The sequence below is a fragment of the Candidatus Korarchaeota archaeon NZ13-K genome (assembly GCA_003344655.1).
Lineage (GTDB): Archaea > Korarchaeota > Korarchaeia > Korarchaeales > Korarchaeaceae > Korarchaeum.
The window spans coordinates 1-8,701 of the sequence record MAIU01000048.1; the positions used below are offsets into that span (position 1 = coordinate 1).

Genomic DNA, 8,701 nt, shown 5'->3' on the forward strand with positions numbered 1-8,701 from the left:
CCGAATGCGCCCTCCCCGTAGAAGCGGGGAGCCGGGCGGCAGGGGGAAGCTCTGTCGCCGAGAGGGGAACAACCCGGACTGGGGTTAAGGCCCCCAAGTCCCGGTTAAGTGCCGAAATCCGAAGGGAGTCTCCCTCCTAAGACAGCGGGGAGGTAGGCTCAGAAGCAGCCATCCTTTAAAGAGTGCGTAACAGCTCACCCGCCGAGGAGGGAGGCCCCGAAAATGAGTCGGGGCTGAAGCCAGGCACCGATACCCCGGCGGTGCGAAAGCACCGGGTAGGCGGGCGCGCGTACCGGGCAGAAGCCGGGGCGTGAGCTCCGGTGGACCGGTACGTGTTGCAAATCCCGGCGGTAGTAGCAGCGAAGTGGGGTGAGAATCCCCACGGCCGAAAGCGCCAGGGTTCGCCGGCAATGCTTCGTCAGCCGGCGGTCAGCCGGTCCTAAGGCGGCACCCAACAGGTAGCCGCCGAAAGGGAAGCCGGTTAACATTCCGGCGCCACCGGGGTAGGCGGCAACGCAGGCCCCGCTCCTGACGCCTCGGGCTAGGCCGAGCGGGGGCCCGCTGAGGCGGGCGACCCGTCCAAGCGCTGAAGGCCGCTGAGAACCTCAAGGGTGAGAGGCGGCTGAAGGCGTGATGGGGGTCCCTTTGGGGGCCTTCGGCTGATGCCTGGGGCCCGTGAAAAGGGAGTGGGGAGCGATCTCCGGTGTCCGTACCGAGAACCGACACAGGTGCGCTGGCTGAGAAGGCCTAAGGCCTCTCGGTCCTAACGCGGGAGAGGGAACTCGGCAAATTAGCCCCGTAACTTCGGGATATGGGGTGCCTGCGTTCCTCCGAAAGGGGGTTCGCAGGTCGCAGTGACAAGGGGCGCCCGACTGTTTAACAAAAACATAGTTCCCCGCGAGCCCGCAAGGGTGTGTACGGGGGATGAGGCCTGGCCAATGCCGGTACCTGAAGCCCCGGTACAACGGGGTGAAGGGCCGGTGAAAGCCGGGAGTAACTCTGACTCTCTTAACGGGAGGATCCCGCTGCCGAACGTAAGGATTATTGATCTCGCTAGGCGGTGGGATCCCCCGGGGGAAAGGTAGCCATATGCCTTGCCGAATAAAAATCGGCGTGCATGAATGGCTTAACGAGGTGCCCGCTGTCCCCTCCCGCATGCCGGTGAACCCGCATCCCGGTGTACAGACCGGGACGCCCCAGTGGGGAGAGAAGACCCTGTGGAGCTTCACTGCAGCCTGGCCTTGGGATGCAGCTGGGGATGCAGAGGGTAGGCGGGAGCGATGTGGTCACCCTCCAGGGGGTGACTGAAGCGACGATGGAACACCGCCCTTCTCCGGCTGTACCACTAACCGCTCCGGCGGGACAGGGCTAGGTGGGCAGTTTGGCTGGGGTGGTACGCCCCTGCAAAGATATCAGGGGCGCCCAAAGGCGGGCTCAGGTGGGACAGAAACCCACCGAGGAGGGCAAGGCCAAAAGCCCGCCTGACTGGATCCCTAAACGCGTGGGATCCAGAGGTGAAAGCCGGGCCTAGCGAACACTCGAGCCCTCTCGGTGAGGGCCGGGTACGACAGAAAAGTTACCCCAGGGGTAACGGAGCCGTGGCGGGTGAGAGTCCCCATCGGCCCCGCCGCTTGCTTCCCCGACGTCGACACTGCCCATCCTGGGGGTGCAGCAGCCCCCAAGGGTAGGGATGCTCGCCCATTAAAGGGGAACGTGAGTTGGGTTCAGAACGTCGCGAGCCAGTTCGGTTTCTACCTGCTGGGGCTGCAGGGCCGCCTGAGGGGAAGGGACCCTAAGTACGAAAGGAACGGGGTGCCGGGGCCTCTGGTGTACCGGTCGTCCTCCAGGGCGTCGCCGGGTAGCCACGCCCCAACCGGTAAGGGCTGAAAGCATCTAAGCCCGAAGCGGCCCCCGAAAATAGGCGGCCCCGCCCCCAGTGGGGTTAGGGCGCGGGTAGAAGACCCGTTCGATGGGGGGGTGGTGTAAGGCAGGAGCGTGAGCGGACTGCCTCAGCCTACCCCTCCCAAAGCCCGAGAGCGAAGGGCGCCGGCCGGCTAATCCTCGAACTGTGCTGAGCGCTCCAGCCCGCGGCGCCTGAAGGCTGAAACGTTAGATCGTGATTTCCCCGTTAAGCTGCATCTCTTCACGTCATGTGGAGCTGTTGAGCGGGCTGATGAGACATGCCCCTCCAACTAGCACCCTTCCTTGCTCTCATCCTCTCCTAATGGTTGTCCCTTCAAGATCGATGAGAATAGCTCCGAATACCACTTCATGGTCCCGCTCCAGCTGAAGCAACTCTCTCGATGACGCTATTTCACGTTTCGCGGCTCCACTTCCACCACGCCTCCTCTTCACGGTCAACTGGTTCTCTGGAACCGTGCGAGGGGGCTGATAAGTGAGTCGCTCCCCTCAGTGGGGAGCGAGGATCGGCTCGACCCCAGCACCCCCGAGGGATCGATCCCTGAGGCTCATCGTTTTTATCTCGTGACTCCCGACGATCACGGGCCCGTAGCTCAGCAAGGTCAGAGCGCCGGCCTCCGGAGCCGGAGGTCGCGGGTTCGAGTCCCGCCGGGCCCGCTCACCTAGTCATGCCTAGGTATCTTGGCCTCCTTGAACCCCTCGCTGGTCTTCATGATACCCCCAGAGCCCCCTCAGACAAATCAGGACCAAAGGTATGGGCCTGAATGGGATTTTGAATGAAAAAGCTGTCACTTTCTTCCCTTGAACTCCGTATAGCCGCAGCCCCCGCAAGTGTACCTATCCTCGTGTTCGGCCATGAAGCGACCGCACCTAGGGCACTGCCTTCTCCTCCTGATCAGCTTGTCCCCCTCCACCGAATAGTACTTCCAGACCTGGACCGGCCTGTGCTTCAGGATGCCACCCCCTCCGCCCCCTCGTTCTTCCTGATGATGTGCTTCGGCTCCATCATTAGAGCCATGGCCCTGCTGTGATAAGCCATGACAAACACGAGCGCCTCCTCCTTCCCGTACTCCGTTGATATTCTCCTTATGAATATGTTCGCTGGGGATTTACCAAGGTGCCTCGCTATCATCTCCCTGAGCTCCCTTCTGGAGGGCGTGCCTCCCCTGAACCTGACCCTGAACACCAGCTCGTCCCTTTTTAGCAGCGAGTTCTCCCTCCTGCTCACGAGCTCCAGCTCCATTTCCACACCTCGCAGCACCCTCGTGGGTCCTTTTTAAGCTTAACTGATCAATAGACCTTGAGAGCGTACACCCCGGCCTTCTCGTGACCCAAGGCCCTGGCCACATGGGATCTCAGGGGATCGACTATCGCCACTATCCCCTCCCAGTTGTAGGTGAAGTCCTCGGAGCCGCAAACAGGGCACCTCTCCTCCTTATCCTCAACTATCGCCCTGCAGTTCCTGCAAGCCTTATATCTCACTCAACCACCTCCAGCTTCCCCAGCTTGGGCTGCCTCATCGTCAAGGCCACCTTTATGATGGGCTCGCCCCTCAGGGGGGCGGATGGATCGGCCCTGCTGACGGCGGTGACCCTAGCCCTAACCACGTCACCCGGCCTGAGCGTCACCTTCAGCTTCCTCCCCTGCATCACCCCTCCCCTGTGGACGAAGACGTCATCCCCGAGCTGCGAGATGTGAACGAATCCGTTTATCGGACCGGCCGTCACGAATATGCCGTAATCGACGACGTTCTCTATCTCTCCCTCTATCACCTCGTCCTTCAAAGGCATGTAGCTCAGCGCCCTGAACCTGGCCCTCACGTATATGTTCGGGCTCCCTATTATGGAGGTGCCGTAGCCGAACCCGGTGACCTCCAGCACCTCGAGTATGAGCCCGGCCTCCTTCACGAATCTCCCGACGTACTTGGCCCTGAACTGCTCCCTAAGTACCTCCCTCACGTCCTTCCCCAGGTCAGAGGGTCTCACGTAACCCACGTCGGACAGCTCCACCTCATAGAACAAAGGCATCACCTAGCGGGGGCAATGCCTCATTGGGGGAAGCCTTTAAAACCTTTAGCTAGCCTCAGCTCTCCTCGGTCAGCTTGGAGGGATCGTCCACCACCAGCTTCTTGCCGGCCCTGAGGTATATCACAGTTATCCCCTCCTTCAGCAGCCTCCTCCTGAGCTCCAGGTCGAGCGTGGCCACGGCGCAGCCCATCCTCTTGGCGCACCTCAGCAGATCATCATCGGCATCATCCGATTCCGAGCTCAGTATCTTGACGCCGTAGCTCCTCAGCACCTCGAGCGCCACCCTGGCCCTTCTCCCGGCCGACCTCAGTTCCTCAACGACTGATGCCGTTGTCAGAAGCTCGGCCCTCGGGTAGAGGGCGAGGAGGTCCTCCATGCTGAGGGTGAGCTCAGTCAGGGCCATGAGGAATGACGCGTCCAACAGGAGCCTCCTCATCTTCACCACCGATGGGCCCGGGGGGATTCGAACCCCCGACCTCCCGGTTATCAGCCGGGCGCTCTAACCAACCTGAGCCACGGGCCCCGCTGGGTTGCGGCCTCCCAACTTAAAAAGCTACTCCCCGCCGGCCGGAGTTGGGCCCGAGTATAGTGGCCCTCCGAGAGGTCATCTAGCCCCTGATGTCACGATTGCAGGGCATCTCTCAAGAATCTCCCCTGTATCCTGAGCTCTAGGCTGTCCTAAGGGATCGCTAGTAACCTCCAGCGTGCTCTCATTGAGGATTTCAGCCCAGCTTGGGCTAGAGTGGTGGACCGGGCGGGATTCGAACCCGCGACCTCCGCCTTGCGAAGGCGGCGCGCTACCGGCTGCGCCACCGGCCCAACACTAAATGGTATGCCGGATTTAAAAAATCAACCCCTCAGCTCGTACCTGAGCACGGCCACCACACCGCCGAGGGACCTCAGCTGCATGCCCCACTCGCTGCTCCCGCTTATCACGTATACCTCAGCCCCCGACTGCCTGGCCATCTCCCCGAGGTACTCTATCAGATCTACCTCCTCCACGCTGTAACTGGTGGCCCTGCAGTTCGGGCACTCCCAGGAGTCGACGCTCTCCCCCTTCCTCATCACCCTCCCCTCCTCGTAGCCGCAGACCTCGCATCGCAGCCTCACCTTCTTGAAGGGGAGGTCCTCCATCACCAGCACCTTCTCAGCTGCCCCGGACTCCACCGCCCTCTCGACCTCGCTCAACCCGTATGCCACCCTTTTAGGGCTCCTGGCGAGGAGGCTGAAGACCTCCTCGACGAGCACCCTCTCCTTGTAAAGCGCTGACTCCTTTATCAGATCCTCGGCTTTTATTATGAGCTCCCTGAGGCCCTGCTCCTCGGTGTAGGAGAGGGGAAGGTTCGCTATTATCTTCTCCTTGAGCCTGTAGTCCAGGTAGTTCCCCTCCTCGAATCTCTCCCTCGCGTCCCCCGGACCGCCTATTATTATGCCCTCCAGCTCGTCCAGCAGCGGGAGGAAGGCCTCATTGGCCCTGATGCCCAGTCTCTTGAAGAAGTCGTGAACCCTCTCCTCCCTTATCCTCTCGAACCTCCTCTGGCTCTGTCCCCCGGCGCTGTGCTTCGGGGGTATGTCAGAGCTCACCCAGTCGATGATCTCGTAGTTGGAGCCCTTGAGGGTTGCTATCAGCCCCCCTCCCCTGTCCATCACTATTAGCCCGTACACCCTCTTCTCCCTCGCCATCTCCTCCAAGGGCTCTAGGTAGAACTCATGATCGCAGACATACTGGAAGGACCTGACGGGCTCCGGAGGCTCTATCACATATATCTCTATCCTCTCCGTCCCCCTGTCCTTCCCCTGCGGTATTGCTCCGCAGAATATGACCAGTCCGTTGCTTGGGATCTCCCTGTAAAGCCTGAGCCTCTGTATTATGCTCTCTATGGCGCTCTGAACGTTCTTCCTAGTAAGCTTATCCTTTATGTTTCCTGCCTGGTCGTACTCGTCCCTCAGGTACTTGACAACATCGTACACGTTCCTGCCTGGGGGGATATAGAGGGATATCAGCTCCGTCCCCCTGCCCACTTTCCCCTTCAGCTCCTTTATCAGCCTCTTGAACTCATACCTCTCGTACGTCAGCGACACTTTCCTTCCCCTCCCAGACTGGATTCGACATTTAAAAGCTATGGCATCACGACCCGGACGTGCAGGTGGTGTTGTTCGAGGACACCCCGGTAATGAGGCTGAGCCCCCTGACGGACCTGATACCCATGCAGGAGGTGGTCGTGGGAGGGGGGAAGCAGTTCCTGAGGTTCGAGATCATCCACGGGATTGAGACCAAGTGGGCCGTGAGGGATCAGCTGAGGGAGAGGGTCCCGAGGGAGAGGGTCCCGGAGATAGGCGAACCAGCTTTGTTGCTGAACTCCAGGCTGCTCAGCACCGAGGCCCTTGGGGAGGCCATGAGGCTGGAGGAGGGCGAGTCCTTGGTCAGCCGGGGGGAGCTTGTGGCCGCCAAGCTGAGGGAGCTGGACGAGGACACCGTGAGGGCAGTCATGAGGGGGGAGATCATTGGGAGGGCCAGGCCGTGCGAGTTCAGACTCATCAAGAACCTTTGGGACATCTCACCGATCTCCCTTGTTGAGTTCATGTCCCTGGATCTCACAGCAATGCACGGGAGGAGCGAGATATCCGTGGGAGGGCTCACGGTGGTCGGGAAGCATCCCGTCGTGGTGAGGGAGGGGGTCGAGGTGCTGGGGCCCGTCACGATAGATGCCAGAGAGGGGCCTGTTGTCGTGGAGAGCGGCGTCGTCCTTGAGCCATACTCCCACCTCAAGGGGCCCCTCTACGTGGGCGAGGGGGCCCAGGTGGTCTCAGGGAGCAGGGTAGCCGGGAGCTACGTGGGGAGGCAGGCCAGGGTCGGGGGTGAGGTATCGACCAGCGTCATATCGGACTTCTCGAATAAGATACACTTCGGTTTCATAGGGCACAGCTACGTGGGGAGGTGGGTCAACGTGGGGGCCGGCTCCGTCACCTCGAACCTGAAGAACACCTACGGAGAAGTGAGGGTTAGGGGGCAGCCCACGGGATTGAACAAGGTCGGAGCATACGTGGGGGATCATGCGAAGCTCTCAATAGGGACCCTGACGTACGCTGGGACCATAATAGGGGCAGCGTCTCACGTCCACGGCCTGGTCGATGAGGAGGTCCCCCCCTTCACGATATACGGGAGGAGCCTGGGATGGGGGCTCTTCGAGATAGAGCTGGACTCCGTTATAAGGACCTACAGGAGGATGGCCCCCAGGAGGGGGGTGGAGCCGGATCCCGTTGAAGAGAGGCTCTTGGAAACTCTGTTCAGGATGACCGAGGATCTTAGAGCTGCCAGGGGAGTGAGGAAGGGAAGGCTCGATAAGAGGTCGATTCATGAGACGAGATCCTCGCCATAGGGGCTCCCTGGGTCAGGAGAATCGGATCCATTTGAAGAGCCGGGTGGGGGATTCGAACCCCCGTCCACGGGTCTGCAGCCCGCTGCCTGCGCCGCTCGGCCAACCCGGCCCGGGTGTTCAGGAGGCCTCAGGCTAATAAGCTTTGCCGGGGAGTGACCCGCCCCTCCGGTGGCTATCTTTCAAATTTAGGGGCCGAAAAATGAAAGAGTTGTTCAACTGAAACCACTGGTGATGAAATTAGTGGATCATAGGATCCCATAATGTTACCTGAAGCACCCGCGCTGGGATCGATGCGTCCGGTCACGCCATTGAATCCAAAGAACTCCCCTATTTCCTTCATCTTGTGGGTTACATTCACTAGAATCACCAAAAAGTAAATAAAAATTTTCAAAAATGGGGCGGATGTGGGAGGCAAACCTTTTATAACTCCCCCGGGCGTCTGAATGGGCCCGTAGCTCAGGTGGTGGAGCGCCGGCTTTGCAAGCCGGAGGTCGCGGGTTCGAGTCCCGCCGGGTCCACCATCAGCGATTCCTCCTTCTCACCAAGAGGATCATTGTTATGGCGATGAGGACCGCCAAGGCTGCTAGGAGGGATGGAGGCATGGAATAGCTCTCGGCCCCGGATTCGACTGTGAAGCCCACTGAGTACCTGTTGTCGGAGGGATCAGGATCCGTGTAACCCCTGGGCCTAACCTCAATTGTCAGCTTGTGAGTTCCCGGGGAGATGCCAGAGGTGTCGAGATCGAACACGAGGCTGACGTAACCCCTGGCCGGCAGGTCCTTGACGCCGAACCCCGGGGCGCTGGGTGAGGGGCATGCCGCTGCATCGCCACCGAAGCAGATGAATTCCATCAGCACGGGAACCCTGGATTCGTCAATAAGCATCGTCACGTTTATTACACCTAAAAAAGGATTATTCTCATTATTTCTAATGTAAACGGCCATCTTAAGGGGCTCCCCTCGCCTCACGCTCGCTGAGGCCAGGTTCACCTTCTCTATCGCGAGGTCCCAGCCGGATTGGGACGAGACCACTGGGAGGGAGAGGAGCAGGAGAAGGGCGAGGGGGGTGATGTGAAGGGGCCTCATTGACATCGCGGGATCAAGCTCACAATAAAAACTTGATTAGGGATCGACGCCAACGGGCCGACCTAGGGGGTGGGAGATATTTAATGATCCGGTGAGCCCGTCATTCAGGGAATCAGAGAAACGCTCTGACTCATTCCACGCCTTATTGTGTGGTTAGAATCGGGGAGGCCGGGGCCGGGATTTGAACCCGGGTTAAGGGCTCCACAGGCCCCCAGGTTACCAGGCTACCTCACCCCGGCAAGGAAAGGTGGTGCGGCCGCCGGGATTTGAACCCGGGTCTCCGGCTTGG

10 protein-coding genes, 6 tRNA genes and 1 other annotated feature are annotated in these 8,701 nt (G+C 60.3%); of the genes, 4 read left to right on the forward strand and 12 right to left on the reverse strand.

Annotated features, from left to right (window positions below):
* Nucleotides 1–18: 18 nt before the first annotated feature.
* Nucleotides 19–1,991, forward strand: a sequence feature (possible 23S ribosomal RNA but 16S or 23S rRNA prediction is too short).
* Together BA066_05425 and BA066_05430 are read left to right on the forward strand one after the other, a co-directional pair.
* Nucleotides 1,552–1,887 (forward strand): hypothetical protein, encoded by a 336-nt coding sequence (locus tag BA066_05425; protein RDD53236.1) that lies wholly within the window; start codon nucleotides 1,552–1,554, stop codon nucleotides 1,885–1,887. (Overlaps the previous feature by 336 nt.)
* A 511-nt stretch (nucleotides 1,992–2,502) precedes the next feature.
* Nucleotides 2,503–2,577: transfer RNA gene (locus tag BA066_05430), tRNA-Arg, on the forward strand.
* Between the two features lie 131 nt (nucleotides 2,578–2,708).
* Here BA066_05430 and BA066_05435 read toward each other — a convergent pair.
* The 8 genes from BA066_05435 to prf1 form a co-directional block, all read right to left on the reverse strand.
* Nucleotides 2,709–2,876, reverse strand: a complete 168-nt coding sequence (locus tag BA066_05435; protein RDD53237.1) for a 30S ribosomal protein S27ae — start codon at nucleotides 2,874–2,876, stop codon at nucleotides 2,709–2,711.
* A complete protein-coding gene (locus tag BA066_05440; GenBank protein ID RDD53238.1) occupies nucleotides 2,870–3,163 on the reverse strand; it encodes a 30S ribosomal protein S24e in 294 nt (97 codons plus the stop codon). The genes BA066_05435 and BA066_05440 overlap by 7 nt, the downstream gene beginning before the upstream one ends.
* Nucleotides 3,164–3,210: 47 nt before the next feature.
* The gene (locus BA066_05445) at nucleotides 3,211–3,402 is read right to left on the reverse strand and encodes a DNA-binding protein (GenBank protein ID RDD53239.1); all 192 of its coding nucleotides are present in this window, start codon (nucleotides 3,400–3,402) and stop codon (nucleotides 3,211–3,213) included.
* A complete protein-coding gene (locus BA066_05450; GenBank protein RDD53240.1) occupies nucleotides 3,399–3,950 on the reverse strand; it encodes a DNA-directed RNA polymerase in 552 nt (183 codons plus the stop codon). The genes BA066_05445 and BA066_05450 overlap by 4 nt, the downstream gene beginning before the upstream one ends.
* A gap of 52 nt (nucleotides 3,951–4,002) precedes the next feature.
* Nucleotides 4,003–4,383, reverse strand: coding sequence for a hypothetical protein (locus BA066_05455; protein ID RDD53241.1), 381 nt, complete (start codon nucleotides 4,381–4,383; stop codon nucleotides 4,003–4,005).
* A gap of 12 nt (nucleotides 4,384–4,395) precedes the next feature.
* Nucleotides 4,396–4,470, reverse strand: a tRNA-Ile gene (locus tag BA066_05460).
* Between the two features lie 220 nt (nucleotides 4,471–4,690).
* A tRNA-Ala gene (locus BA066_05465) sits at nucleotides 4,691–4,766 on the reverse strand.
* 30 nt (nucleotides 4,767–4,796) lie between these two features.
* A complete protein-coding gene (gene prf1 / locus BA066_05470) occupies nucleotides 4,797–6,071 on the reverse strand; it encodes a peptide chain release factor 1 (protein RDD53242.1) in 1,275 nt (424 codons plus the stop codon).
* 29 nt (nucleotides 6,072–6,100) lie between these two features.
* Between prf1 and BA066_05475 the strand changes: the two genes are divergently transcribed.
* Nucleotides 6,101–7,327, forward strand: a complete 1,227-nt coding sequence (locus BA066_05475) for a hypothetical protein (protein ID RDD53243.1) — start codon at nucleotides 6,101–6,103, stop codon at nucleotides 7,325–7,327.
* 37 nt (nucleotides 7,328–7,364) lie between these two features.
* Here the strand turns inward: BA066_05475 and BA066_05480 are convergent.
* Both BA066_05480 and BA066_05485 read right to left on the reverse strand, forming a co-directional pair.
* A tRNA-Cys gene (locus BA066_05480) sits at nucleotides 7,365–7,436 on the reverse strand.
* Between the two features lie 63 nt (nucleotides 7,437–7,499).
* Nucleotides 7,500–7,718, reverse strand: a complete 219-nt coding sequence (locus BA066_05485; GenBank protein RDD53244.1) for a hypothetical protein — start codon at nucleotides 7,716–7,718, stop codon at nucleotides 7,500–7,502.
* 54 nt (nucleotides 7,719–7,772) lie between these two features.
* Here BA066_05485 and BA066_05490 point away from each other — a divergent pair.
* Nucleotides 7,773–7,848, forward strand: a tRNA-Ala gene (locus BA066_05490).
* On the opposite strand, the gene BA066_05495 is transcribed toward BA066_05490, so the two are convergent.
* Both BA066_05495 and BA066_05500 read right to left on the reverse strand, forming a co-directional pair.
* Entirely contained in the window at nucleotides 7,849–8,412 is a 564-nt protein-coding gene (locus BA066_05495; protein RDD53245.1) for a hypothetical protein, read from the reverse strand.
* 166 nt (nucleotides 8,413–8,578) lie between these two features.
* A tRNA-His gene (locus BA066_05500) sits at nucleotides 8,579–8,651 on the reverse strand.
* Nucleotides 8,652–8,701 lie beyond the last annotated feature (50 nt).

Bases quoted from the DNA above. Each gene is read 5' to 3' on its own strand.
- BA066_05440 (RDD53238.1), bottom strand. From the start codon at position 3,163: ATGGAGCTGGAGCTCGTGAGCAGGAGGGAGAACTCGCTGCTAAAAAGG.
- BA066_05455 (RDD53241.1), bottom strand. From the start codon at position 4,383: ATGAGGAGGCTCCTGTTGGACGCGTCATTCCTCATGGCCCTGACTGAG.
- BA066_05495 (RDD53245.1), bottom strand. From the start codon at position 8,412: ATGAGGCCCCTTCACATCACCCCCCTCGCCCTTCTCCTGCTCCTCTCC.